Annotated in this window: 26 protein-coding genes; 22 read left to right on the forward strand and 4 right to left on the reverse strand. The window is 66.8% G+C overall.

Translation table 11 applies throughout. The annotated features are described in order from the left end of the window. Nucleotides 1–51: 51 nt before the first annotated feature. Both AZKH_RS01450 and AZKH_RS01455 read right to left on the reverse strand, forming a co-directional pair. Nucleotides 52–1,113 carry a DnaJ C-terminal domain-containing protein gene (locus AZKH_RS01450; protein WP_041656635.1) on the reverse strand — a complete coding sequence of 354 codons (1,062 nt, stop codon included), beginning with the start codon at nt 1,111–1,113 and terminating at the stop codon, nt 52–54. A gap of 5 nt (nt 1,114–1,118) precedes the next feature. Continuing rightward, nucleotides 1,119–2,180, reverse strand: a complete 1,062-nt coding sequence (locus AZKH_RS01455) for a poly(3-hydroxybutyrate) depolymerase (RefSeq protein WP_015433945.1) — start codon at nt 2,178–2,180, stop codon at nt 1,119–1,121. Nucleotides 2,181–2,308: 128 nt separating this feature from the next. Here AZKH_RS01455 and gmk point away from each other — a divergent pair, with 128 nt between their 5' ends. Genes gmk through AZKH_RS01475 form a run of 4 tightly spaced genes read left to right on the forward strand, consistent with a single transcriptional unit; the run spans nt 2,309 to nt 6,480 of the window. After that, on the forward strand, nt 2,309–2,923 hold the full coding sequence (gene gmk / locus AZKH_RS01460) for a guanylate kinase (RefSeq protein ID WP_015433946.1): 615 nt from the start codon (nt 2,309–2,311) through the stop codon (nt 2,921–2,923). 3 nt (nt 2,924–2,926) lie between these two features. After that, complete coding sequence (gene rpoZ, locus AZKH_RS01465; protein WP_015433947.1) at nt 2,927–3,142, forward strand: DNA-directed RNA polymerase subunit omega; 216 nt, start codon at nt 2,927–2,929, stop codon at nt 3,140–3,142. Between the two features lie 28 nt (nt 3,143–3,170). After that, nucleotides 3,171–5,372 (forward strand): bifunctional (p)ppGpp synthetase/guanosine-3',5'-bis(diphosphate) 3'-pyrophosphohydrolase, encoded by a 2,202-nt coding sequence (locus AZKH_RS01470; RefSeq protein ID WP_015433948.1) that lies wholly within the window; start codon nt 3,171–3,173, stop codon nt 5,370–5,372. Nucleotides 5,373–5,376: 4 nt separating this feature from the next. Further along, a complete protein-coding gene (locus AZKH_RS01475) occupies nt 5,377–6,480 on the forward strand; it encodes a GTP-binding protein (RefSeq protein ID WP_015433949.1) in 1,104 nt (367 codons plus the stop codon). Nucleotides 6,481–6,487: 7 nt separating this feature from the next. Here the strand turns inward: AZKH_RS01475 and AZKH_RS01480 are convergent, their stop codons facing one another. Then, nucleotides 6,488–7,921 (reverse strand): PLP-dependent aminotransferase family protein, encoded by a 1,434-nt coding sequence (locus AZKH_RS01480; RefSeq protein WP_015433950.1) that lies wholly within the window; start codon nt 7,919–7,921, stop codon nt 6,488–6,490. A 147-nt stretch (nt 7,922–8,068) separates the two neighbouring features. Here AZKH_RS01480 and AZKH_RS01485 point away from each other — a divergent pair, with 147 nt between their 5' ends. The 3 genes from AZKH_RS01485 to AZKH_RS01495 all read left to right on the forward strand — a co-directional run bounded on the left by AZKH_RS01485 (nt 8,069) and on the right by AZKH_RS01495 (nt 10,408). Continuing rightward, on the forward strand, nt 8,069–8,671 hold the full coding sequence (locus AZKH_RS01485) for a LysE family translocator (protein WP_015433951.1): 603 nt from the start codon (nt 8,069–8,071) through the stop codon (nt 8,669–8,671). Nucleotides 8,672–8,726: 55 nt separating this feature from the next. Beyond that, nucleotides 8,727–8,927, forward strand: coding sequence for a DUF3460 family protein (locus AZKH_RS01490; protein WP_015433952.1), 201 nt, complete (start codon nt 8,727–8,729; stop codon nt 8,925–8,927). 80 nt (nt 8,928–9,007) lie between these two features. Next, nucleotides 9,008–10,408, forward strand: a complete 1,401-nt coding sequence (locus AZKH_RS01495) for an exonuclease domain-containing protein (RefSeq protein WP_015433953.1) — start codon at nt 9,008–9,010, stop codon at nt 10,406–10,408. A 3-nt stretch (nt 10,409–10,411) separates the two neighbouring features. On the opposite strand, the gene AZKH_RS01500 is transcribed toward AZKH_RS01495, so the two are convergent. After that, the gene (locus AZKH_RS01500; RefSeq protein WP_015433954.1) at nt 10,412–11,095 is read right to left on the reverse strand and encodes a Crp/Fnr family transcriptional regulator; all 684 of its coding nucleotides are present in this window, start codon (nt 11,093–11,095) and stop codon (nt 10,412–10,414) included. A gap of 217 nt (nt 11,096–11,312) precedes the next feature. Between AZKH_RS01500 and AZKH_RS01505 the strand changes: the two genes are divergently transcribed. The 15 genes from AZKH_RS01505 to AZKH_RS01575 all read left to right on the forward strand — a co-directional run bounded on the left by AZKH_RS01505 (nt 11,313) and on the right by AZKH_RS01575 (nt 25,128). Then, nucleotides 11,313–13,259 carry a histidine kinase gene (locus tag AZKH_RS01505; RefSeq protein ID WP_015433955.1) on the forward strand — a complete coding sequence of 649 codons (1,947 nt, stop codon included), beginning with the start codon at nt 11,313–11,315 and terminating at the stop codon, nt 13,257–13,259. Beyond that, complete coding sequence (narL, locus tag AZKH_RS01510; RefSeq protein ID WP_015433956.1) at nt 13,256–13,909, forward strand: two-component system response regulator NarL; 654 nt, start codon at nt 13,256–13,258, stop codon at nt 13,907–13,909. Before AZKH_RS01505 ends, narL begins: the two co-directional genes overlap by 4 nt. Nucleotides 13,910–14,038: 129 nt before the next feature. After that, a complete protein-coding gene (gene napF / locus AZKH_RS01515; RefSeq protein ID WP_015433957.1) occupies nt 14,039–14,542 on the forward strand; it encodes a ferredoxin-type protein NapF in 504 nt (167 codons plus the stop codon). Next, the gene (locus AZKH_RS01520; protein WP_015433958.1) at nt 14,539–14,865 is read left to right on the forward strand and encodes a chaperone NapD; all 327 of its coding nucleotides are present in this window, start codon (nt 14,539–14,541) and stop codon (nt 14,863–14,865) included. The genes napF and AZKH_RS01520 overlap by 4 nt, the downstream gene beginning before the upstream one ends. Nucleotide 14,866: 1 nt before the next feature. Next, nucleotides 14,867–17,413, forward strand: a complete 2,547-nt coding sequence (napA, locus tag AZKH_RS01525) for a nitrate reductase catalytic subunit NapA (protein WP_015433959.1) — start codon at nt 14,867–14,869, stop codon at nt 17,411–17,413. A gap of 55 nt (nt 17,414–17,468) precedes the next feature. Further along, nucleotides 17,469–18,323: a ferredoxin-type protein NapG gene (napG, locus tag AZKH_RS01530; protein ID WP_041656642.1), complete on the forward strand. Its 855-nt coding sequence runs from the start codon at nt 17,469–17,471 to the stop codon at nt 18,321–18,323. Further along, nucleotides 18,320–19,204: a quinol dehydrogenase ferredoxin subunit NapH gene (gene napH / locus AZKH_RS01535; protein ID WP_015433961.1), complete on the forward strand. Its 885-nt coding sequence runs from the start codon at nt 18,320–18,322 to the stop codon at nt 19,202–19,204. Before napG ends, napH begins: the two co-directional genes overlap by 4 nt. After that, on the forward strand, nt 19,201–19,653 hold the full coding sequence (locus AZKH_RS01540; protein WP_015433962.1) for a nitrate reductase cytochrome c-type subunit: 453 nt from the start codon (nt 19,201–19,203) through the stop codon (nt 19,651–19,653). The genes napH and AZKH_RS01540 overlap by 4 nt, the downstream gene beginning before the upstream one ends. 32 nt (nt 19,654–19,685) lie before the next feature. Beyond that, nucleotides 19,686–20,324 carry a NapC/NirT family cytochrome c gene (locus AZKH_RS01545; RefSeq protein ID WP_015433963.1) on the forward strand — a complete coding sequence of 213 codons (639 nt, stop codon included), beginning with the start codon at nt 19,686–19,688 and terminating at the stop codon, nt 20,322–20,324. Between the two features lie 114 nt (nt 20,325–20,438). Then, nucleotides 20,439–21,065 carry a cytochrome c biogenesis heme-transporting ATPase CcmA gene (gene ccmA, locus AZKH_RS01550; protein ID WP_041655803.1) on the forward strand — a complete coding sequence of 209 codons (627 nt, stop codon included), beginning with the start codon at nt 20,439–20,441 and terminating at the stop codon, nt 21,063–21,065. Beyond that, nucleotides 21,062–21,739 (forward strand): heme exporter protein CcmB, encoded by a 678-nt coding sequence (gene ccmB, locus AZKH_RS01555; protein ID WP_015433965.1) that lies wholly within the window; start codon nt 21,062–21,064, stop codon nt 21,737–21,739. Before ccmA ends, ccmB begins: the two co-directional genes overlap by 4 nt. 8 nt (nt 21,740–21,747) lie before the next feature. Further along, nucleotides 21,748–22,512: a heme ABC transporter permease CcmC gene (gene ccmC, locus AZKH_RS01560; protein ID WP_041655804.1), complete on the forward strand. Its 765-nt coding sequence runs from the start codon at nt 21,748–21,750 to the stop codon at nt 22,510–22,512. Continuing rightward, nucleotides 22,512–22,715 carry a heme exporter protein CcmD gene (gene ccmD, locus AZKH_RS01565; RefSeq protein WP_015433967.1) on the forward strand — a complete coding sequence of 68 codons (204 nt, stop codon included), beginning with the start codon at nt 22,512–22,514 and terminating at the stop codon, nt 22,713–22,715. The genes ccmC and ccmD overlap by 1 nt, the downstream gene beginning before the upstream one ends. After that, nucleotides 22,712–23,158, forward strand: coding sequence for a cytochrome c maturation protein CcmE (gene ccmE / locus AZKH_RS01570; RefSeq protein WP_015433968.1), 447 nt, complete (start codon nt 22,712–22,714; stop codon nt 23,156–23,158). Before ccmD ends, ccmE begins: the two co-directional genes overlap by 4 nt. Continuing rightward, on the forward strand, nt 23,155–25,128 hold the full coding sequence (locus AZKH_RS01575; RefSeq protein ID WP_015433969.1) for a heme lyase CcmF/NrfE family subunit: 1,974 nt from the start codon (nt 23,155–23,157) through the stop codon (nt 25,126–25,128). The genes ccmE and AZKH_RS01575 overlap by 4 nt, the downstream gene beginning before the upstream one ends. The last annotated feature ends 6 nt before the right edge of the window (nt 25,129–25,134 follow it).

Below are 25,134 nucleotides of genomic sequence, written 5' to 3' on the forward strand. Positions count from 1 at the left end.
CGGCAGGGCGGCAAGCACGACGGGCGCCGTCCTGTCCGGGCTGGGGAAATGTCAGGCTTCGGGAGGGGGAGTGCCGAGCCAGCGATCTTCCCACACTGCCACATCGGGCAGATAGCGGGAATGGCCGCGCATGAGAAGTGTATCAAGTTGTTCCAGCAGCGGGCGCAGTTCGTCGTCGATGTTGCGTGGCATGACCGGGACGAGCTCGATGAAGAGGTCGCCGTCGGACTGTCCCTCGCGCCCCGGAAATCCTGCGCCGGCTACGCGAAGCGTGCGGGCTTCGACCGTGCCCGGCTGCAGCGCGACCTGGCGCACACCGTGCGGCAGCGGGACGGCGATTTCGCCGCCGATGAGCAGACGCAGCGCGCTGACCGGCCTTGTGAGCCGCAGATCGCGCCCGTCCAGCCGGTAAAGCGCGTGCTCCGCCAGGCGGACATGCAGGACGAGGTCGCCGGGGATGCCGTTCGGCTCGTCATCGGCCGTGGGATGGCCGGCGCGGGCGACGCGGATCTCGTCGCCGCCGAGCACGCCGGCGGGGATCCGTACGGCGAGCCTGCGTGCCGGGTGGCGCTGCCCGCTTCCGCCGCAGGCGCCGCAGGCTTGCGTCGTCACGTAGCCGCGTCCGCTGCAGTGCGTGCAGGGCGTCAGCCCGCGCTTGCCGCGCAGCCGGCCCGAACCATGGCAGTGCGTGCACAGGCGCGAGTGGCGCAGCGTCTCCCGGCCGCTCCCGTCACAGGCGTTGCAGGTTTCCACGTCCTCGACCGTGACCTCGACGGTTCCGCCGCAGCAGGCGTCTTCGAGACTGAGTTCCAGGTCTTCGTGCCGGTCGGCCCCGACGGGACCATCGTCGCTCTCGTCGGCCTGGGCGTCGGCGTCGGCTCCGTCGGCAGTCTCCGAGGGGGCTTCCGCTGCGGTCTGGACTTCATCCCGCTGCGGGTGCGCGAAGGCGTCGATCAGCGTTTCGTAGGCCGCGCGCAATTGCTTGAAATGCTCGAGCGCGTGGGGGTCCGGATTTCGGTCGGGGTGCCAGCGCATCGCGAGCCGACGGAAGGCCTTCTTGATCTCGTGCGCCGTCGCGCCGGGCTGCAGGCCCAGGAGCGTGTAGGGATCCATCGCGATCATCGGCTCGGGGGCGCGGCAGGCGGCTGGGCGAGCCGGTCGAGCATCGCGCGCACGGCGCGGATCTGGCCGCCATCACGCGTCGCGTAGCCGTCGTCCGTGTAGCCCCACCAGTCCCAGCAGCCTTTCGGGTTGTACACCCAGCGCCACGATCCCCAGGTCCAGCCGCTGCGCGGAATCGTCTGCGGGTAGAGCACGATCAGGCGGTTGGTGTCGGCCCATTCGTTGTAGCCGGCGCCCTTGACGAAGCGCATCCCGACCTGCGACTCCGACTGCCGGCAGCCGTGGAAGGCGACGTGCACCTTGCAGCCGCCCGCATGGCACTGGGCGGGGACATAGGCGTAGCCGCGATCGGCGAGACTCAGCTCGAAGGGCGGAGCGCCGGTGTAAGGGCGCTGGTCGAACACGATGACCTCACCGTGCAAAGCGGTGCTGCGCGGCGCGAGCGGCCCGATCAGGTGGGCGAGAAGCTGGCCGGCCGCATCAAAGTCGCCGCAGCGGTTGATGTAAGGCGGCTCCGAGGTCGAGCAGGCGTTGGGCTTCGGGTCCGCGATCGAGATCATCGCGTGTCCCGCTTGCGGCAGCGTGACCGAACGGATTGCCGACTCCGGCAACTGCTGGCGATAGAAGGCGAGCAGCGCGTCGACGACGGGATGTTCAACCGTGTGGTCCTCGGTGCCGCTGAGCACCCACACGCGGTCGTCGCGCAGGCCCGCGGGCGGATCGATGCGCCCGGCCTGGGCTTGCCACTCGATGTGGGACAGCGTTTGCGCCGCGTCGGGAGCGGCACTGCCGACGCCGGGCGCCGTGCAGTTGCGCAGCGCGCGCCACAGGCTGCCTTCGGCGCATTCGTAGGGTCCCCCGGCAAGCACGCCGGCGCCGGTCACCAGGCTGGAGTAGGCCACTTCGAACTGCACCGCCATGTAGCCGCCCGACGAGACGCCGGAAACCGTGAGTCCGGCGAGCTGCGCGCCGAGCGCGGGCAGGGGAGCCTCGGCGGCATTTGCGGAAAAGACGAGGCTGGCCAGCAGGAGGGCGCCGAGGGATCGCGGAATGGTCATGGTGGGCGCTATTGTAGGGGAGCGCCTGCCGCCCGTCCCCACCCGATTCTCGCAGATATGTGAGCGAGCGTTTGCGGCGTGGCGCGGCTCGCTGGCACAATGGACAATCTGCCTGTCGAATCAAATTCATGCCCGGTACTCTGATCATCGTCACGGCGCCCTCGGGAGCCGGTAAGACTACCCTCGTGAAGGGATTGCTCGAGCGCGATCCGCAAGTCCAGCTTTCGGTGTCCTATACGACGCGGGCGCCGCGGCCGGGCGAGCAGGATGGTCGCGAGTATCACTTCGTCGACGTCCCGACCTTCCGCACGCTGCGCGATCGCGGCGAATTCCTGGAATGGGCCGAGGTGCACGGAAACTATTACGGTACCTCGAAGGTCTGGCTAAAGGAGCAGATCTCGTCCGGGCGCGACATCCTGCTCGAAATCGATTGGCAGGGTGCGCAGCAGGTGCGGCGCGTGTTCCAGGAGTCCGTCGGTGTGTTCGTGTTGCCGCCGTCGGTCGAGGAACTCGAATCGCGCCTGCGCGGTCGCGGCACCGACAGCGACGAGGTGATCGCCCGCCGTTTGCTCGGCGCACGCGGCGAGATGCGGCATGTCGGCGAATTCGACTACGTTATACTGAACAACGAATTGCAGAGCGCCATCGACGATCTCGTCGCGGTGGTGCGTGCCTCGCGGCTGCGCTACGGGCGGCAGCGGCTCCGGCACCAGCAGTTTTTCGATTTTCTAGAACAGGACTGACACATGGCTCGCATCACCATCGAGGATTGCCTCAAACGCATTCCCAACCGCTTCCAGCTGACGCTCGCCGCGACCTACCGCGCGCGCCAGATCACGATCGGCTCGACGCCCCAGGTCGAACTGGACAAGAGCGACAAGGACAAGCCGACGGTCATCGCCTTGCGTGAAATCGCCGCCGGCAAGGTCGGCCTGGAAGTCCTCAACCGCGGTCAGGCCTGATCCCCTCCGGGGAGAGGGAAATCGTGCCATGGAAGCTGCCGCGATTCCCGCTCCCGAACCGTTTCGTCCGCCGCCCTCGTGCGTGCTGGCGCTGGACTTCGCCCAGCTTAAGACCAAGCTGGGCGGCTACCTGCGCGCCGAGGACGTCGGGCGCGTCGAGGCGGCGTACCACTTCGCGGCGAACGCCCACGAGGGCCAGTTCCGCATCAGTGGGGATCCCTACATCACGCACCCGGTCGCCGTCGCCGACATCGTCGCCGACTGGCACCTTGATCCGCAGGCACTGATCGCGGCGCTCCTCCATGACGTCATGGAGGACACGCACATCTCCAAGCAGGAGATCGCCGAACGCTTCGGCAAGACCTCGGCCGAGCTGGTCGATGGTGTCTCCAAGCTCGACAAGATCGAATTCCGCTCGCAGGAAGAGGCGCAGGCCGAGAACTTCCGCAAGATGCTGCTCGCGATGGCGAGCGACCTGCGGGTCATCCTGATCAAGCTCGCCGACCGCTTGCACAACATGCGTACGCTGCACTGCGTGCGCCCCGCCAAGCGTCGCCGCATTGCGCAGGAGACGCTCGAGATCTACGCGCCGATCGCGAACCGGCTGGGCCTGAACAACATCTTCCGCGAGCTGCAGGAACTCGCGTTCGAACACAAGTACCCCATGCGCTACCGCGTGCTGTCGCGCGCGGTGAAGTCGGCGCGCGGCAACCGTCGCGAAGTCGTCGGCAAGGTGCTGGTGGCGATCGAGGAGCGGCTGCCGCAGTGGGGCATCCGTGCCGAGGTGCGCGGGCGCGAGAAGCACCTGTTTTCGATCTACCGCAAGATGGCGGAAAAGCACCTGTCCTTCTCGCAGGTGCTCGACATCTACGGCTTTCGCGTGATCGTGCCGGACGTGCCGGCCTGCTACCTCGCGATCGGCGCGCTGCACTCGATGTACAAGCCGGTGCCGGGCAAGTTCAAGGACTACATCGCGATCCCGAAGGCAAACGGCTACCAGTCGCTGCATACGACGCTGATCGGCCCCTTCGGCACGCCGGTCGAGGTGCAGATCCGCACCGCCGAGATGCACCACATCGCCGAGAGCGGGGTCGCGTCGCACTGGCTGTACAAGGAAGACGAGAAGACGCTGACCGAGCTGCAGCAGAAGACGCACTCCTGGCTGCAATCGCTGCTGGAACTGCAATCGACCTCGGGCGAGGCGACCGAATTCCTCGAACACGTGAAGATCGACCTCTTCCCGGGCGAGGTCTACGTCTTCACGCCGAAGGGCCGCATCCTGTCGCTGCTGAAGGGCTCGACCGCGGTCGATTTCGCCTACGCGGTGCATACCGACATCGGCAACCGCTGCGTCGCCTGTCGCATCAACGGCGATCTGATGCCGCTGCGCACCGAGCTCAGGAACGGCGACCAGGTCGAGATCATCACCGCTGCGCACGCGAACCCGAACCCGGCTTGGCTCGCCTATGTCCGTACCGGCAAGGCGCGCGCGCAGATCCGGCATTTCCTGAAGGGTGCGCAGCAGGAAGAATCGGTGTCGCTCGGCGAGCGGCTGCTGAACCAGGCGCTGCGCCCGCACGGCCTGACGCTCGGCCAGATCAGCGCCTTCGCGTGGGACCGCTTCATGCGCGACCGCGGGGTCCGCGCCAAGCGCGAGATCCTCGCCGACATCGGGCTTGGCCGCCGTCTGCCGGTGATCGTCGCGCGCCGGCTCGCGCAGGCCCAGGATATGGAATCTGGCCGTCCGGACGTCGTCAAGCCGAAACCCGCCGGTGCGATCCTGATCCGCGGCAGCGAGGGCATCGCGGTGCAGCTCGCGCGCTGCTGCCAGCCGATACCGGGAGACCCGATCATCGGCGTGATCCGCAAGGGCCAGGGCCTCGAAGTGCATTTGCACGACTGCCAGGTCGTGGCGAAGCTGCGCGGCGACCGCGGCCGCTGGGTCGACGTCGAGTGGGAGGCGGGAGAGGAGCGGCTCTTCGACGTCACCATCAAGGTGCTGACGAAGAACGTGCGCGGCGTGCTCGCGCGCGTCGCCAGCGCGATCGCCGACGAGGACTGCAACATCCAGAACGTGACGATGGACACCGAGCAGGGCGGCCTCTATACCGCGATGAGCCTCACGGTGCAGGTGCGCGACCGCATGCACCTCGCCCGCGTGATGCGCGCGGTGCGGCGCGAGCCGGAAGTGGTGCGCATCGGCCGCCTGAAGAGCGACTCGCGTCCCTGATCCGATGAGCGCACAAGAATCCCGGACGGCCGACGCAAGCGCCGACCGCCGCGTTCCCGTCACGCTGCTGACCGGCTTTCTCGGCGCCGGCAAGACGACGCTGCTGAACCACCTGCTGCACGACCCGGCGATGGCGCGCGCGGCGGTGCTGATCAACGAATTCGGCGAAGTGGCCGTCGACCACCACCTCGTCGACAAGGTCGACGAGACCCTCGTCGTGCTCGACTCGGGCTGCGTGTGTTGCAGCGTGCAGGGCGACCTCGTGAAGGCGCTGAAGAACCTTTTCATGCGGGCGCTCCGCCGCGAGATCCCCGGCCTCGACCGCGTCCTGATCGAAACGACCGGCCTGGCCGATCCGGCGCCCGTGATCTACACGCTGATGCAGGAGCCCTTCCTCGCCGAGCGCTACCGCTGCGAGGGCGTGATCACGGCGGTCGATGCGACGCACGCGCTCGTCCAACTCGACACGCATCGCGAGGCCGTGCGCCAGGTCGCGATGGCCGACCGGCTGCTGCTGACGAAATGCGATCTCGCCGACGAGGCGCAACGCGTGGCGGTGACCGAACGGCTCGCCCAGCTCAATCCGGGGGCGCCCTGCATCGAGGTGTTCCGCGGCGAGGTGTCGGCCGATGCGGTATCGGGCTGCGGCGTCTACGATCCGGGCAGCAAGCCGGCCGATGTCGCCGCATGGCTCGGCGCCGAACGCCTGCGGGCGCAGCCGGCATCGACCGCATGGCGTCGTCCGGGGACCTCCGCCCCTCGTGCCGAAGCGCCTGCCCGTCACGACAGCGGTGTCACGAGTTTCGTGCTGCGCTTCGACGAACCGCTCGACTGGCTGTCCTTTGCGGACGGCCTGGGCATGATCCTGCAACTTTACGGCGCGCGCATCCTGCGCATCAAGGGCCTGCTCAACGTCGCGGGCGACCCGCAACCGCGCGTGCTGCAATGCGTCCAGCACTCGGCCTACCCGACGACGAGCCTGCCGGCCTGGCCCGATACGCCCCCCTACGACGACCGCCGCAGCCGGATCGTCTTCATCGTCAACGGACTCGGGCGCGACGACGTCGCGATGATGCTGGCGAGCTTCTGCGGCCAGACGCCTTCCTAGCCGGCCCTCATAGCTGCTGCGCGGCGAGTTCGCCCAGCGTCATCAGCGCATGCACGTGGCGTTCCGAGAACGGATAGCAGCCCGATAGCCGCACATAGCGCCCGAAGCGTCCGCTCGGCGAGAACAGCGTGCCGGGCGTGATGCTGATGCGGCGCGCCTGCGCGTCGTCGAAGAGCCGGTTCGTGTCGCAGCCTTCCGGCAACTGTACCCACACGAGGAAGCCGCCGGTCGGCTGCGTCGCGTGCGTGCCGGCCGGGAAGGCCGTGTCGATGAGCCCGCGCAGGCGGTCGATCTGCCCGACGTAGGCACGACGCAGCCGCCGCAGGTGCTGCGCGTAGCCGCCGTTCTCGAGGAACACGCCGAGCGCCTCGCACAGCAACGCCGGCTGCGACACGGACGAGCAGAACTTGAGCTCGGCGAGTTCGCGCTTGAAGCGGCCCCCTTCCATCCAGCCGATGCGGAATCCCGGCGCAAGCGTCTTCGTGTACGACGCGCAGACGATCACCCAGCCGTCGCGGTCGAAGGCCTTCACCGCCGGTTGCAGCGGCGTCGCGTATTGCAGCTCGGCATAGAGCGCATCCTCGATCACCGGCACGCGATACTCATGGGCGAGATTCGCGAGCCGCCGCTTCGCTTCGACCGGCATGCTGGTCCCGAGCGGGTTGTGCACGTTCGGCATCGCAACGATCGCCTGCACGCGCTTTTCCGACAGCAGCAGTTCGAGCGCGTCGAGCGACATCCCGGTGTCCGGATGGGTCGGCACCTCGATCGTCTTGAGCCCGAGCCGTTCGGCGAGCGGGATCAGGTTGAAATAGGTCGGCGACTCGACGGCGATCGTGTCGCCGGGGCGCGTGACGGCACGCAGTCCGAGCTGCAGCCCTTCCATGCAGCCGTTGATCAGCAGGACGTCGTCGGGCGCGAGCGTCATCGCGAGTTCCTGCGCGTGGCGGCAGATCTCGCGCCGCAGCAGCAGCGAGCCCGGCGGCAGCGAGTAGTCGGTCAGCAGTCCCGGGCGCTTGCGCGCGAGCTCGCTGACGAGCCGGCTCAGACGTTCGCCGGGGTAGAAGTCGCCGCCTTTCGGGCAGGCGAGCGACAGGTCGATGTTGTCGGGGCTGGACTGCGCCGCGATGACGGTCGCGATGCGGCTCAGCACCTGCGTTTCCGCGGCCTGTGCAGGCGCGGGCTCATTGCCGAAGTTCGGCGCCGGAGGCGTCGCGAGGCGCGAGCGCACGAAATAGCCGGATTGCGGCCGCGCCTCGATCAGTCCGTGCGATTCGAGCTGGCGGTAGGCCGCGAGCACGGTGTTGATGCTCAGGCCACGGCTTTTCGCCGCCTCGCGCACCGAGGGCAGGCGTTCGCCGGGCGGCAGGCGGCCGTCACCCATGGCCTGGCGCAGCTCGTGGGCGAGGGTCTGGTAGCGGGGCGGGGCGACGTCGTTCATGGCTGGGTGCAGTGAACCGGCAAATGGATGGGTACAGATCGGATTATGAATGGCTGTGTCCAGTATAAATACAAAATTCTGGAGCTGTAACCTTTGTAGTCAACTCCGTATCCTGTGTTCGGTGACAGTGATGCCGGAGGAGAAACCATGTTCGATTTGCCGCTGCTGACCTACGTGGCCACGATGTCCGTGACGCCCGGTCCGAACAACCTGATGCTCGCCGCGAGCGGCGTCAATTTCGGCTTCCGCCGCACCGTGCCGCACATGCTCGGCATCAGCATCGGTCACGCCGTGCAGGTCGCGATCGTCGCGACGGCGCTCGCGTGGGTGCTCGCCTGGATTGAAGCGGCGCGCCCGGCGCTGGTCGGCGCCGGCTGTGCCTATCTGTTGTGGCTCGCCTGGCGTCAGGCGCGCGCGGGCGAGCCGGGGGCAGGCGGAAAGTCGCGCCCGCTGGGTTTCGTCGGCGCGGCGCTGTTCCAGTGGGTCAATCCCAAAGCCTGGATGATGGTGCTCAACGTCGCGATCCTGTTCCTGCCGCGCGGCGGCGGCTGGCAGACGGCGGCGGTGCTGGCAGTGTTCTGTGCGGTGATCAACCTGCCGTGCATCGCGCTGTGGGCCGTCGCCGGCGACCGCATGCGCACGTGGATGCAACAGCCGCGCATGCTCCGCCTCTTCAACTACAGCATGGCGGCGATGCTCGCGGCGACGGCGCTGTGGATTCTCGCCGGGGAGATGCTGTCGAAGGCCTAGTGGCGCAAGCGCGATGCGAGGTCTACAATGCGTCGCCTTGCATAGGGAGAGAGAGATGGCGATCTACGAATCCGAGCACACGAAATTCATCCGCGAGTTCCTCGAGAAGAACCCAAAGGAAGTCGTCGAGCAGAAGAAGGGCCGTGCCCTGTGGTGGGACAAGCCGCAAGACCTGGCGACGAACGAAGCCTTCGACGACGCCGAAGTGCCGACCAAGGCTTATTACTACGATACGACCTATAAGAGCTACAACTGATCGCCGCCTTTCCCTTCGCGCCGCGTCCTGCGGCGCTGGGAGACGGCCGTTGACGCCCCGTTCGTCGTCGCCCGAGTCCCGTGTCGCTGCCTGAATCCCTGGTCCTGGTCGACGTCGAAACCACCGGTGCAAACCCGGTGCGCGATCGCGTCACGGAGATCGCGGTGCTGCGCATCGAGCGCGGCGAGCTCGTCGATCGCTGGGAAAGCCTCGTCAATCCCGGTTGCCCGATCCCGCCGCTGATCCAGCGCCTGATCGGCATCACCGACGAGATGGTCGCCGCCGCGCCGGGCTTCGGGGAGGTCGCCGACGAATTGCGCAGGCGTCTCGACGGCGCGGTATTCGTCGCCCACAACGCGCGCTTCGACTACGGCTTCATGCGCAGCGAGTTTGGCCGCATCGGTCAGACCTTCGACGCGCCGGTGCTGTGCACCGTCAAGCTTTCGCGCGCCCTCTATCCCGAACATCATCGCCACGGTCTCGACGCGCTGATCGAGCGGCACCGCTTCGTGTGCTCGGCGCGCCATCGCGCGATGGGCGATACTGAAGTGCTGTGGCAGTTCTCGCGCCTCGTCACGGATGCCTTTCCCGAGGACGTGCTCGCGCGCGCCGTCGAGCGTGCGATGAAGGCGCCGGCACGGCCCGCGCAGTTGCCCGAAGGCGTGCTCGAAGGGCTGCCGGAATCGCCCGGCGTGTATTTCCTCTACGGCGAGAACGATCAGCTGCTCTACATCGGCCGCAGCGCGAGTCTGCGCGCACGCGTGATGGAGCACTTCTCGCCGCGCGTTAAGGGCCAGGAGGCGGAACTCGCCCGCCGCGTACGCCGCGTCGATTGGGAAGAGTGCGCCGGCGAACTCACCGCGCAACTGCGCGAGGCCGAGCTGCTGCACCAGCGTCGGCCGATGTACAACCGCGCTGCGACGAGCGGCGAGGGCGCTTTCGGGCTGCAGTTGTTGCCGGGGCGCAAGCGCCCGCCGATCCTCCAGCGCGTGCCGCTCGCCGGCACGGACCCGCTTGATTGGCGCGACGTGCATGGCGTCTTTCGCACGCGCAAGGAAGCCGACAGCCTGCTGCACGAACTCGCGCAGTCCTACCGCCTATGCCCGCGTCGCCTCGGTCTCGAAGGCGGCAACGGCGCGTGCAGTGCGCACCAGGCCGGGCGCTGTGCCGGAGTCTGTGCGAACCGGGAGAGCATCGCGGAGCACGACGAGCGCCTGCACGGAGCGCTGGGTGCGGTGCGCATGCGACCGTGGCCGTGGACCGGCGCCGTCGCGATTGCCGAGCGCTCCGAACACAGCGGCACCGAGGCCTGGCATCTCTTCGACCACTGGTGTCATCTGGGTAGCGCCGACAGCGAGGCCGCACTGCTGGCGCTCCGCGAGAGCGCGCCGCGTCGCTTCGATCTCGACCGCTACCGTTTGCTCGTGCGCTGGCTGGCTGCGGAGGGCAATCGCGAAGCGGTCAGCATCCTGACCGATTGAGCGTCAAGCGGCGATCCGCTCGAGTTGCGGCCGGTCGGTGAGCATGATCGCGCGCCGCCCGCGCGGCAGGATCGCGCCGTCGCGCGTGAGCCGGTTGAGCACGCGCGAGAAGGTTTCCGGCGTCAGGTTCAGTTGCGAGGCGATCGTTTGCTTGTCGCATGGCAGACGCACTTCGATGCTGTCGCCGTCGGCGTGCTGGACGAGGTAGTGCGCGACGCGCTGCGTGCTGCTGCGCTGCATACACTGCTCCATCCCCTCGACGAGTTCGCTGACCCGGCGCGACAGGCGGGCCATCAGCGCCATCGCGAAGGCTGGCTGCGTGGGCATCGCGGCATTGATCGCGGCACGGGGGATGAAGTGCAGCACGCTCTCACGGGTGGCCTGGGCCGCGAGGACCGGCTCCTCGATGCCGAACAGGGTCTCTTCGCAGAAGGTATCGCCGGCCCGTGCGAGGCGGACGATCTTTTCCGCTCCGGCACTGGAGATGAGGAACAACTTGACCTCGCCTTCCACTACCAGGTACATGCCGCCCGGCGCTTTCCCACGCTGGACGACGAGTTCGCCGCGCGCGACGCGCATCGCCCGAACGCTTTGCGCGAGCTTGGCCGATGCCACTTCGTCCAGTTGATCGAACGGCGTGAAGCGGGACAAGGTCTCACGGATTTGCGGATGGCTGGTAACGGTCATTTGGTTCAGCTCCTCGGGCTCATGCGGCGGGCCGCGACTCGACCCGGAACCGAGTGTAGGCAGGTGCGACGGTTGAAACCATGGGCTGTCGCGGCGGGTTTTTGGGCCGGATACCTCCGAGGAGGTATAGGTGGTATCCGGCAAGTACCTGATTTAATGAAGGTGCGTGCCGTAGGCGGAGTGGAGCAGGGGCACGCGGAGATATGGAGGTATCCCCATGAACACGGTTGCCGAACGGCTGGCTGCCCGCACTTGGTCGCAACGGCTGCGCGATGGGCTCGCCGCCCGTGCGATCCTGTTGTTGCTGATGCTGGCGCTAACGGCGATTACGCTGATCAGCGTGGTCGGCATCGGGTCGTCCGTACTGGTGGTCGAATCGGTCGGCGGCAGCGCGAGCGTGATCAACGCCGCCGGGAGCCTGCGGCGGCTCGCACAGCGCGCCGGCACGGTGGCGGTCGCGCGCGGGCTCAACGACCGGAACGGCCAGGCGCGTGTCGAAGAGGCGGTCGCCACGTTTGAAACGGCGCTGGCTCACCCGGCGCTCGTCGAATTGCTTGCGCGAGAACCGAGCAGCATCTTTTCGTCGATCTTCCGCGGCGTGGAGGTCGGATGGCGCGCACGGGTCCGTCCCAGTTTGCTGGAAATCCCCTCGTCCTCGCCCGGCGACCCAGGAGCCGCCGCGCATTACGAGGCCCTGCTTGCCGAGGTCGATACCTTTGCGGACCAGATCAACACCCTGGTCGCCGTGCTTGAAAGCGATGCCGAATCGCGCATCGCGCAGTTGCGCACGATGCTGGCCGCAGCGCTCGTGACGCTCCTCGCCGTCGTCGTCGCGGCGCTCTACCTGCTGCGGCGTCGCGTCTTCCAGCCCCTGACCGAATTGCGTCGTTGCGCGGTGCGCATTGCGCGGGGCGACTTTGCCGCGCGGAGCGAGCACACCGGCCCGGACGAACTGGGGCAGGTCGGGGAGGCCTTCAACGCGATGGCCGAGGAGCTGTCCGGGGCCTACCGTGACCTCGAGCGCCGGGTGCAGGACAAGACCTCGGACCTGACGCGCAGCAATCGCGCGCTCGAGCTGCTCTACCACGTGATCTCGCGGCTCTACTACGCGCCAACGAGCACCGACTCCTACGCCGGGACGCTGCGCGAGCTGGAGAGCACCCTAGGCCTGCAGGGCAGCTTCGTCTGCGTAGAGCCGAAGCTCGGCGGCGTCGCGACCGTCCTGGCGACGACCTTCGGCGACTGCGCCGAGCGAGAGCTCGGCTCGGCGGCATGCCAGAACTGCTCGGGGCGCGAATCACCGTGGAGCTACCGCTCCGAGGGCGGCATGGACGTGCTGCAGGTGCCGCTGCGCGACGCGGAGCGGCTCTACGGCATGCTGCGGCTGGCGATGCCGAAGGGCCGGCGCCTCGCGGACTGGGAGCGCACGCTGCTCGAAGCGGTCACGCGCCACATGGGGATCGCGCTCGGCATTTCCTACCAGAGCGAGCGCGAACGCCTGCTCGCGCTGCAGGAGGAGCGCTCGACCATCGCCCGTGAGCTCCACGACTCGCTCGCCCAGTCCCTGTCGTTCATGAAGATCCAGGCGAGCCTACTGTCCTCCGCACTGCACGGCGGACAGGCGGCCGACGAGGCGCAGTCCGTGCTCGCCGATCTCAAGGAGGGCATCAGCTCTGCCTACCGCCAACTGCGCGAGCTGTTGGCGACCTTCCGCCTGCAGATCGAAGGCGACTTCTCGCGCCTGCTCGGCAACACGGTGTCCGAGTACGCCGCACGCAGCGGCGTGCCGATTGATCTCGAGGTGACGGTGGGCGATTCCCACCTCACTCCCAATCAGGAAATCCACGTTCTCCACATCATCCGCGAAGGGCTGTCGAACGCGACGCGGCACGCCCAGGCGAGCAGGATCCGGGTGATGCTGCGGCGTCTCGAAAGCGGGGAGCTCCGTCTCGAAATCGAGGATGATGGCATTGGCATGAAGCCACCCGGCGGCGGCGAGCCGCATCATTTCGGCCTGACCATCATGGGCGAGCGTGCGCGCGGCCTCGGCGGCGAGTTCGAGATCCAGTCCCGTCCTGGGGGCGGCACGCGCTTGGTGGTACGCTTCTCGCCCGGCGCGATTCCAACCCTGTTCGCAGAACCCGTCGTTCCGCACCTGACATGACCGAATCCTCTCCCAGCGTCATCATCATCGACGACCACCCGCTGTTCCGCCGCGGCATGATTCAGCTGCTGCGGACCATCCCCGGTTTCCGCCTGCTCGCCGAAGCGGCCGACGGTCATGACGGGCTCGTGCAGACGCTGCGTCTGCGCCCCGACCTGCTGCTGCTCGATCTCAACATGAAGGGCATGTCCGGGCTCGACGTGCTGCGCCTCGTCAAGCAGGCAGACCTCGACACGCGCGTCGTCATGGTCACGGTGTCGGACGCCGCCGACGACCTCGTCGCCGCCCTGCGCGCCGGTGCCGACGGCTACCTGCTGAAGGACATGGAGCCCGAAGCGATGGTCGAGGCTCTGACCGCCGCCGCCGCGGGCCGCATCGTCGTGTCCGACGCGCTGACCCACCTCCTCGCCGTCGCGCTGCGCAAGGAAAAACGTCCCGAAAGCGCTGCTGCCGCGGGCCTCACCGAGCGTGAGCAGGGCATCCTCGCCCACATCGCGGGGGGGCTCTCGAACAAGCAGATCGCGCGCGAACTCGACATCACCGAGGGGACCGTGAAGGTCCACGTCAAACATCTGCTGCGCAAGCTCAATTTCCGCTCCCGCGTCGAAGCCGCCGTGTGGGCGGTCGAACACCTTCGAAGCGAGCGCTGAAGCCGCTCGCCGCCCTGCCAGGGGCGGGCGGATACAAAAAATCCGCGCCTTGACTGCGGTCAAGGTATGCCGTCGTGCTCGCGTGTCCAATGAAAACCCGTAGAGATATTAGGGTAATTGGTGGAGTACATGGCGATCTCGCGTCGCGGATTCCTGCGCGGACATCGGGACCCGCTCCAGGCGGTGCAGTTTCCTCCGTGGAGCGGCCGACCGGACGATTTTCCCGATCGCTGCACGCGCTGCGGCGACTGCGTGAAGGCCTGCCCGACGGCGATCCTGATCACCGGTGACGGAGCGTTTCCGACGGTCGATTTCGGTCGCGGCGAATGCACCTTCTGCGGCGATTGCGTTGCGGCCTGCGGCGTTCGGGCGCTGCGGCGCGACGGTGAATCCCCCTGGAATCTGAAAGCTGTAATCGGCGACGGCTGCGTCGCCCGGCAGGCGGTCGAATGCCGCGTATGCGGCGAAGCCTGCCCGGTCGGCGCAATCCGCTTTCGCCCGACGATCGGCGGCATCGCACAGCCGCAGCTCGACTCTGCCCTCTGTACGGGTTGCGGCGCCTGCCAGGCGCCCTGCCCGGTCGGGGCTCTCCGGCTGACGGAGCAGATCAAGCAAGTGGAGGCACGGCAATGAAGATCGCAAGTCTTGTGGTTCACGTGAAACCCGAGCACATCGATGCCCTCAGCGCGTCGCTCAGGGACATTCCCGGCGTCGGCGTGCATGGCGCGAACGTCGAGCAGGGGCGCGTCATCGTGACGATCGAGGACGGCGAGGGCTACCGGATGGAGGAATCGATCCTCGCCGTGAACGTCGCCCCCCATGTCATGGCCGTAACGCTTGCATACGAATACACGGATGAAGGTTTGACTGGCGAATTGGAACCCCCCGAACCGATCCCGGACCTGCCGCCCAAGAAGGCGGACGGCACCGGCGGCGCTCAGGACAAGGAGGCTTGAAATGACCATGGATAGACGCGAATTCATCAAGACCAATGCGATCGCCGCAGCGGCCGCCACTGCCGGCATCGGCATCCCGGTCGTCGCCGAGGCCCAGGCGCCTGGCGCGAACGGCACCAAGGTGCGCTGGGACAAGGCCGCCTGCCGCTTCTGCGGCACCGGCTGCTCGGTGCTCGTCGGCGTGCAGAACGGGCGCGTCGTCGCGACCCAGGGCGACCCGGATTCGCCCGTTAACCGCGGCATCAACTGCATCAAGGGCTACTTCCTGTCGAAGATCATGTACGGCCAGGACCGGCTCACGAAGCCGATGCTGCGCATGAAGAACGGCAAGTACGACAAGAACGGCGAATTCGCGCCGATCACCTGGGACCAGGCCTTCGACATCATGGCCGAGAAGTGGAAGGCCGCGATCAAGCAGCACGGCCCGGACTCCGTCGCGATGTTCGGCTCGGGTCAATGGACGATCTGGGAAGGCTATGCCGCCTCCAAGCTGATGAAGGCCGGTCTGCGCACCAACAACCTCGACCCCAACGCCCGCCACTGCATGGCGAGCGCTGTCGCGGGCTTCATGCGCACCTTCGGCATGGACGAGCCGATGGGCTGCTACGACGACATCGAGAACGCCGACGCCTTCGTGCTGTGGGGTTCGAACATGGCGGAGATGCACCCGGTCCTGTGGTCGCGCATCACCGACCGGCGCTTGTCGAAGGAAGGCACCGAAGTCCACGTGCTGTCGACCTATGAGCACCGCTCCTTCGAGCTCGCCGACAACGGCATGGTGTTCGTGCCGCAGACCGATCTCGCGATCCTGAACTACATCTGCAACTACATCATCCAGAACAAGAAGGTTAACACCGAGTTCGTCAAGGCCCACGTCAATTTCAAGAAGGGCGAAACCGACATCGGCTACGGCCTGCGCCCGAACCACCCGCTCGAAGCCAACACCACCAACAACGGCTATCCCGGTGCGGACGGCAAGCCGAAGGGCAACACCGGGGCCGCAACCGACATCAGTTTCGAGGAATTCGCGAAGTTCGTCTCCGAATACACGCTGGAAAAGGCGTCGAAGCTCTCCGGCGTGCCCGCCGAAAAGCTCGAGCGCCTGGCGAAGCTCTACGCCGACCCGAAGAAGAAGGTCGTGTCCTACTGGACGATGGGCTTCAACCAGCACACCCGGGGCTCCTGGGCGAACAACATGATCTACAACGTGCACCTGCTGGTCGGCAAGATCGCCGAGCCCGGCAACAGTCCGTTTTCGCTCACCGGCCAGCCTTCGGCCTGCGGCACCGCGCGCGAAGTCGGCACCTTCGCCCACCGCCTGCCCGCCGACATGGTCGTCGCGAACCCGATACACCGCGCGACCGCCGAAAAGATCTGGCAACTGCCCGAAGGCACGATCCCCGAAAAGATGGGTCTGCACGCGGTCGCCCAAAGCCGCGCGCTGAAGGACGGCAAGATCAAGTGCTATTGGACCGCCGTCACCAACAACATGCAGGCCGGCCCCAACGTCAACGGCGAGATCTACCCCGGCTGGCGCAATCCGGAAGCCTTCGTCGTCGTCTCCGACGTCTACCCGACCGTCTCCGCACTGTCAGCCGACCTGATCCTCCCCGCCGCGATGTGGACCGAGAAGGAAGGCGCCTTCGGCAACGCCGAGCGTCGCACCCAGTTCTGGCGCCAGCAGGTCTCGGCGCCGGGCCAGGCGAAGTCCGACCTGTGGCAGCTCATCGAGTTCTCCAAGCGCTTCAAGGTCGAGGACGTGTGGCCCGCGGAACTCATCGCGAAGAAGCCGGAAGTCAAGGGCAAGACCTTGTTCGACATCCTCTACAAGAACGGCGTCGTCAACAAGTTCCCGCTGTCGGACATGCAGAAGGACAACGCCCACGCGATCCCCGCGTATGCCAACGACGAGTCGAAGGAACTCGGCTTCTACCTGCAGAAGGGCCTCTTCGAGGAATACGCCTCCTTCGGCCGCGGCCACGGCCACGACCTCGCCGACTTCGCCGACTACCACAAGGCCCGCGGTCTGCGCTGGCCGGTCGTCGATGGCAAGGAAACGCTGTGGCGCTATCGCGAAGGCTACGACCCCTATGTCAAGACCGGCGAGAGCATCAAGTTCTACGGCCAGAAGGACGGTCGCGCCGTGATCTTCGCGCTGCCCTACCAGGATCCGCCCGAGATGCCGGACAAGGACTTCGACATGTGGCTGTGCACGGGGCGCGTGCTCGAGCACTGGCACACCGGCACGATGACCCGGCGCGTCGCCGAGCTGCACCGCGCCGTGCCCGAGGCGGTGATCTTCATGCATCCGGACGACGCCACCAAGCGCGGCCTGCAGCGCGGCATGATGGTCAAGGTCGCCTCGCGCCGTGGCGAGATCACCGTCCGCCTCGAGACGCGCGGCCGCAACAAGCCGCCGGTCGGCCTCGTCTTCATCCCGTTCTTCGACGAAGGGCGCCTCGTCAACAAGCTCACGCTCGACGCGACCTGCCCGATCTCGAAGCAGACCGACTTCAAGAAGTGCGCCGTCAAGGTGCTCAAGGCCTGAGGAGAGCGTAGTGCCGGGTGACGACAAGGTGTCTCCTGGCCTGACGCAAGCGACCATGACCGACGTTCAGCACAAACCGGCCGTCACGGCAGCCATTGCCCCGCGCCGCCGCTTCCTACGCGAAGCGGCCGGCGTGGCCGGCGGTGCCTGCCTGCTGTCGCTCGGTGTCGGCCTGTATGCGGAGCAGGCGCGCGCGCTGCCGCCGACCGCGCTGCGTCCGCCCGGCGCGCTGCCCGAGGACGACTTCCTCGCCGCCTGCGTGCGCTGCGGCCTGTGCGTGCGCGACTGCCCCTATCACACGCTGAGCCTCGCCGCGCTCGGCGACGGCGTCGTGCCCGGCACGCCGTCCTTCGCCGCCCGCCGCGTACCCTGCGAGATGTGCGAGGACATCCCCTGCGTGGCCGCCTGCCCGACCGGCGCCCTGGACCACGGCCTCACCGACATCGGCAAGGCGCGCATGGGCCTCGCGGCGCTGATCGACCACGAAACCTGCCTCAATTTCCTCGGCCTGCGCTGCGACGTCTGCTACCGCGTCTGCCCCGTCATCGACAAGGCGATCACCCTCGAACGCCAACACAACCCGCACTCGGACCGCCATGCGATGCTGCTGCCGACCGTGCATTCAGACTACTGCACGGGTTGCGGCAAGTGCGAGAAATCCTGCGTGCTGCCGGGCGAAGCCGCGATCAAGGTCCTGCCCGTCAAGCTCGCCAAGGGCTCGCGTGCGGCGCACTACCGCAAGGGCTGGGAAGAAAAGGACGCCGCCGGCGGGTCGCTGATTGGTGACCAACTCGAACTGCCCGTACGCGGCCTCGAAGGCAAACCTTACGGTGACACGCGCGTCAATCCGGGCGAAGGCCCCGCCTCCGGCCCGTTGCGCGGTGGCCTCGATTCCGGGTGGCAGCCATGAAAGCCGCCGCACGCACCGTGCAAGCCTCGCGGCGCTCCCCGGGCCGCGAAGCCGTCGCCGCCAAGGGCCGGCTCGCCGCGCACAAATGGCTGCTGCTGCGCCGTGCGACGCAATTCGGCATCTTCGCGCTCTTTCTCGCCGGCCCGCTCGCCGGCGTATCGATCGTCAAGGGCAGCCTCGCGTCGAGCCTCACCCTCGGCGTACTGCCGCTCACCGATCCCTACCTGCTGCTGCAATCGCTCGCCTCCGGCATGCGGCCCTACCGCGAGGCGCTGATCGGCGGCGCAATCGTCCTCGCCTTCTACCTCCTCGTCGGCGGCCGAAGCTACTGCGCCTGGGTTTGCCCGATGAGCATCGTCACCGACGCCGCGGCCTGGCTTCGCCGCCGCCTCGGCCTGAAGGGGGGCAGGGCGCCATCGTCCGACACCCGTTACTGGCTCCTCGCCTTCACCCTCGTCGCGGCCTTCGCGACCGGCAGTCTCGCGTGGGAGTGGGTCAATCCGGTCTCGATGCTGCAACGCGGCCTCATTTTCGGCGGCGGGCTGGCGTGGGGCATCGTCGCCGTCGTCTTCCTCTACGACCTGCTGATCGCCCCGCGCGGTTGGTGCGGTCATGTTTGTCCGATGGGTGCCTTCTACAGCCTTCTCGGCCCCCTTGCGCGAGTCCGCGTTGCCGCGCAACGACGTGCCGCCTGCGACGACTGCATGGACTGCTTTGCCGTCTGCCCCGAACCCCAGGTGATCCGCCCGGCCTTGAAAGCCGTCGGGCAGATCCATTCGCTCATCCTCGATCGCAACTGCACCACCTGCGGCCGCTGCATCGACGTGTGCGCCAAGGACGTCTTCCAAATTACGACCCGAATTGATAGGAGCGAGTCATGAAAAGACAGACCCGAAACCTCGCGATGACCCTCGCAGCCGCACTGTGTCTCGGCGTCCTGACCGGCACCGCCGGCGCCGCAGACACCGTGCGCAGCTTGCGCGGCGTGTCCGTCGAAGCCCCCGAGCCCGCGACCGAAGCGCCCCACAATCGCGCCGACAGCCCGCCGATCGCGCGCGACTACGTCCAGCAGCCGCCGCTGATTCCCCACAAGATCGACAGCTACGAGATCTCGAAGAACTTCAACAAGTGCATGGACTGCCATTCCTGGAGCCGCTACCAGGAATTCAACGCGACCAAGGTCAGCCTCACGCACTTCAAGGACCGCGAAGGCGGCGAGCTCTCCAACATCTCCCCGCGCCGCTACTTCTGCACGCAGTGCCACATCCCGCAGTCCGACGCTAAGCCGCTCGTCGAAAACACCTTCAAGCGCGCCGACGGCCTGCGTTGATCCGCTCGGCGCAAGCACAAAGGGAACCGAATATGACTCACGACAATAACAACGGCAAGGGAGCCCGGTGGCAGCGGCTTCGCCGCCTCGTCTTCGGCATCGGCGGCGTCGCTTTCGTCGCAGGCATCGTCTTCTGGGGCGGCTTCAATACCGTCCTCGAACTGACCAACCGCGAAGCCTTTTGCGTCGGCTGCCACGAGATGAAGGACAACGTCTTCAAGGAGTACCGCAACACCATCCACTACCAGAACCGGACCGGCGTGCGCGCCACCTGCCCGGACTGCCACGTGCCGAAGGAATGGGTTCCCAAGATCCTGCGCAAGATCCAGGCGTCGAACGAAGTCCTTCACCACCTGCTCGGCTCCATCAACACGCCTGAAAAATTCAGCGCCAAGCGCATCGAGCTCGCCCAGCACGAGTGGGCGCGGATGAAGAAGAACAACTCGCAGGAATGCCGCAATTGTCATAACTACGAGTACTTCGACTACTCCGTCCAGGGGCGCCGCTCCAACAAGGCCCACCAGGCCGGGCTCGCCGAAGGCAAGACCTGCATCGACTGCCACAAGGGCATCGCGCACTCCCTGCCGCCGATCGAACAGGCGATCGGCGCCGGCCGCGAAGGCGTCGCGCCGGAAGTCTTCCATCCGCCGGGCGCGCCCAAACAGGAATAAGACCGATACGGTCAAATTTCCTTGCCGCGATTTCGTTTTTTTGCTCGCGAAATCGCGGCCCTCCCCTCATTCGGGACTCCCGAAGCAGTCCGGTCTGTGGTTAAATCCACGCCCATGCTTTATGCCAACGATCTCGCCTGTGTAAAGGGTGACCGCCCGCTGTTTCGTGACCTCTCGTTTCGGGTGGCGCCGGGTGCCATGCTGCGGATCGCGGGCCCCAACGGGTTCGGGAAGACCAGCCTCCTGCGCATCCTGTGCGGCCTCGCGCATGCCGAACATGGCGAAGTCACGTGGAATGACGTCTCGATACGCCAGGACCGCGAGACCTTCCATCGCGCGCTGCTCTACCTCGGCCACGCGCCGGCGCTGAACGACCTGCTGACCCCGCTCGAGAACCTGCGCTTCACATGCGCCGCCGCCGGAGACGACAGCGACGAGGACTCCTGCGTGGACGCCCTCGTGCGGATCGGCCTCGCCGAACAACTCGACCTGCCGGCTCGCGTGCTGTCGCAGGGGCAGCGTCGCCGCGTCGGCCTGGCGCGCCTATTCATCGGCACCCGGCGCAAGCTGTGGGTGCTCGATGAACCCTTCACTGCTCTGGATGTGGCCGCCGTCGCCGATCTGGCTGCAACCCTGTCCGACCATTGCGCCGCCGGCGGCATGGTGGTGCTCACCACCCACCAGGATGCTCCCTTCGCTCGTCCGCCCGAGGTGCTAGATCTATCCGAGGTGGCTTGTTGAGTCGCGCGCTGGGTCCTTTCTCCGCGGTCCTGGGCCGCGATCTCCTGCTTGCCTGGCGCGGTCGCGCCGACGTGCTGGTCACGCTGGCCTTCTTCGTCGTCGTCGTGTGCCTCTTCCCCTTCGGGGTCGGCGCGGAGCCCAATCAGCTGCGGGCCATCGCCCCGGGGGTGCTCTGGGTCGCGGCACTCCTCTCGACGCTGTTGTCGCTGCATCGGCTCTTCGCCCAGGACCACGCCGACGGCTCGCTGGAGCAACTGCTGCTGTCCCCCGAGCCAACCGTGCTCTGGGTCGTCGCCAAGATCAGCGCCCACTGGATCGCCACCGGTCTGCCGGTGGTGGTGGTCGCACCTGGCCTCGCGCTTCTCTTTGATGTCGAGCAAGGAGCGCTCGGAGTGCTTATCCTATCGTTGCTTCTGGGGACACCGATCCTCGCGCTCCTCGGGGCCGTCGGCGCGGCACTGACCCTCGGCCTGCGCGGAGGCGGGATGTTGCTTGCGCTGCTGGTCCTGCCCCTGTTCGTGCCGGTGCTGATCTTCGGCGCCGGCGCAGTCGACGCCCATCTGTCCGGTAGCGGTGCGCAGGCACATTTTCTGCTTCTTGGTGGTGGCCTCCTCGCGGCCCTGGCGCTGGCACCGATCGCCTGCGCCGGCGCCCTCAGAATCGCGGTTGAATGATGAAACAGATGAACAAGCCTGAACGCAGCACGAGCCTTTTCCGCTTTGCTGCCCCGCAAATGTTCTACCCCCTTGCCGGCAAGCTCGCGCCCTGGTTCGCCGTCGTGGCGGCGGTCCTGACCGCAGCCGGCCTGTGGCTCGGCTTTTTCGTCGCGCCCACCGACGCCCAGCAGGGCGAGGTCTATCGCGTCATCTACATCCACGTCGCCGCGGCCTGGATGTCGATGTTCGTCTACCTCGTCATGGCCTTCTGGTCGGCGGTCGGCCTCGTCATGAACACCCGGCTGTCCTTCATGATGTCGCAGGCGCTCGCGCCGACCGGCGCAATGTTCTGCTTCGTCGCGCTCGTCACCGGCTCGCTCTGGGGTAAGCCGACCTGGGGCGCCTACTGGGTCTGGGACGCGCGCCTGACTTCCCAGTTGCTGCTGCTTTTCCTCTACATGGGCTTCATCGCACTGACGCGTGCGATCGAGGATCCGCGTCGCGCCGACCGCGCCGGCGCCATCATCGCGCTCGTCGGCGCCGTTAACGTCCCAGTCATCTATTTTTCGGTTAAATGGTGGAACACCCTGCACCAGGGCGCCTCGGTCAGCATGAGCCGCTCGCCGTCGATGGCCACGACCATGCTGCTCGGCATGCTGATCATGGCGCTTGGTGCCTGGGCCTACACGATCGCGGTCACGCTGTGGCGCGTCCGCTCCCTCATTCTCGAACGTGAGCGCCACACCGAGTGGGTGGCCGCGGAACTGAATGCCCTGGAGGGCAAGATCTGATGCAGTGGGAATCCTGGAGCGCCTTCTGGGACATGGGCGGCTTCGCGCCCTTCGTGTGGGGCAGCTACGGCATAACAGCCCTGCTGGTAGTCGGGGAACTGATCCTCGTCGTCCGCCGTCGTAGGGATACCGTACGGCGCCTGTTGCGTCTGCGTCGCGCCAGTACGGGCGGGCGCCGTGCTTTTGAGGAGATTGTTGAATGAAACCCCGTAGCAAACGCTTGGTGCTGGTCGCCGGTGCAGTGGCTTTGCTGGTCGGCGCTGTCGCCCTCGTGCTGAGCGCCTTCCAGCAGAATCTGGTGTTCTTCCACACGCCGACCGAAGTCGCCGAAGGCAAGGCCCCCACGGGGCGCACCTTCCGCATCGGCGGGCTGGTCGAACAGGGCTCGGTCAAGCGCAGTGAAGACGGGGTGACCGTTCAGTTCGCCATCACCGACACCGCCAAGGTGATTCCGGTGACGTACAAAGGCGCGCTGCCGGATCTCTTCAAGGAAGGCAAGGGCGCCGTCGTCCAGGGTGTAATGGGCCCGGACGGCAAGTTCACTGCATCCGAAGTGCTTGCCAAGCACGACGAAAACTACATGCCGCCCGAAGCGCAGCACGCGGTCGACCAGGCGCACAAGACGGCTCAGACGGTGAAGCAATGATTCCCGAACTTGGTCATTTTTCCCTGATTCTGGCTTTTGTCGTCGCGCTGGTGCAGGCGGTCGTACCCCTCATCGGTGCGAGCCGCAACCGCCTCGCGCTGATGTCCGTGGGCCGCTCGGCCGCGCAGGGACAGTTCCTGTTCATCCTCTTTTCCTTCGGATGCCTGACCTGGTCCTTCGTCACCAGCGATTTCTCGCTGCAACTGGCGGCAACCAACTCGCACTCCGAGACTCCGATGATCTACAAGATCACCGGCGTGTGGGGCAACCATGAAGGCTCCCTGCTGCTGTGGGCACTGGCCTTGTCGCTGTGGACCGTCGCCGTCACGATCTTCAGCCGCAACCTGCCCGAGATCTTCATGGCGCGCGTCGTCGGCGTGCTGGGCTGCGTTAGCGCGGGCTTCCTGTCCTTCCTGCTGGTCACCTCCAATCCCTTCGACCGCATCCTTCCCGGAGCCGCCGAAGGCCGCGACCTGAACCCGCTGCTGCAGGATCCCGGGATGATCATCCATCCACCGCTGCTCTACATGGGCTACGTCGGCTTCTCGGTGGCTTTCGCCTTCGCCATCGCTGCGCTGCTGTCCGGCCGCATGGACGCGGCTTGGGCACGCTGGTCGCGCCCCTGGACGACGGTCGCGTGGATCTTCCTCACCTGTGGCATCACCGTCGGTTCGGGCTGGGCCTACTACGAGCTTGGCTGGGGCGGCTGGTGGTTCTGGGACCCGGTCGAAAACGCCTCGTTCATGCCGTGGCTGGCCGGCACCGCGCTGATGCACTCGCTCGCCGTCACCGAAAAGCGGGGTGCCTTCCGCAGCTGGACGGTGCTGCTCGCGATCGCCGCCTTCTCGCTGTCGCTGATGGGGACCTTCCTCGTGCGTTCGGGCGTCCTGACCTCGGTCCATGCCTTCGCGACCGACCCCGCACGCGGCATGTTCGTCCTGGCACTGCTCGTCCTCGTGATCGGCGTGTCGCTGGTACTATTCGCATGGCGTGCCCCGACGCTCGCCGGCGGCGGCAGCTTCAGCCTGATTTCGCGCGAATCCGCACTGCTGGGCAACAACGTCCTGCTGTCCGTGGCGTCGGGCTCGGTGTTGCTCGGCACGCTGTACCCGCTCTTCGTCGACGCCCTCGGCCTCGGCAAGATCTCGGTCGGTCCGCCGTACTTCGAGGCGGTCTTCGTGCCCTTGATGACGCCGGTGATCGTTCTGATGATGATCGGGCCGATCGTCCGCTGGAAGGGTGATGATGGCGCCAGGATCCTGCGCAAGGTCGTCGTCCCGCTGCTCGTCAGCGTCATCATCGGCGTCGGCGTGTCCTTCGCTGTCGGCCACGTCTCCGTGCGCACGGTCCTGGGCCTGTCGCTGGCTGCCTGGGTGCTCATCGGAAGCGTCCAGACCCTGCTGCAGCGCCTGGCTGATCGTCCGGGCGCAGCGACCGGCACCCGCTTGCGCGGCATCCCCGGCGCGTGGTGGGGCATGTGGTTCGGCCACCTCGGCATCGGCGTGTTCATTATCGGCGTGACCCTGGTCGGAAGCCTGAACACCCAGATCCAGGTCAAGATGCATCCGGGCGACACCGCGCAACTTGCCGGCTACACCTTCAGCTTCCGCGGCATCGCCGATGCTCCGGGCCCCAACTACGCGGCTGCGCGCGGCACCCTCGACGTCACGCGCGACGGACATAAGGTCGCGACGCTCACCCCCGAAAAGCGCGTCTATCTGGCCCAGCAGATGCCGATGACCGAAGCCTCGATCGACATCGGCCTGTTCCGCGACGTCTACGTGAATCTCGGCGAACAGCTCGAAGACGGTGCGTGGGTCGTCGGCCTCTTCTATCGTCCGTTCATCAGCTGGGTCTGGTTCGGCTGCATCATCATGGCCATCGGTGGCATCTTCGCCGCCGCCGACCGTCGTTATCGTCGCCTCGCTGAACGCGCCGCCCCCGCGGCGGCTGCGCGTCAGGTTGCCTGAGGGTTT

The organism is Azoarcus sp. KH32C (assembly GCF_000349945.1).
Classification (GTDB): Bacteria; Pseudomonadota; Gammaproteobacteria; order Burkholderiales; family Rhodocyclaceae; genus Aromatoleum.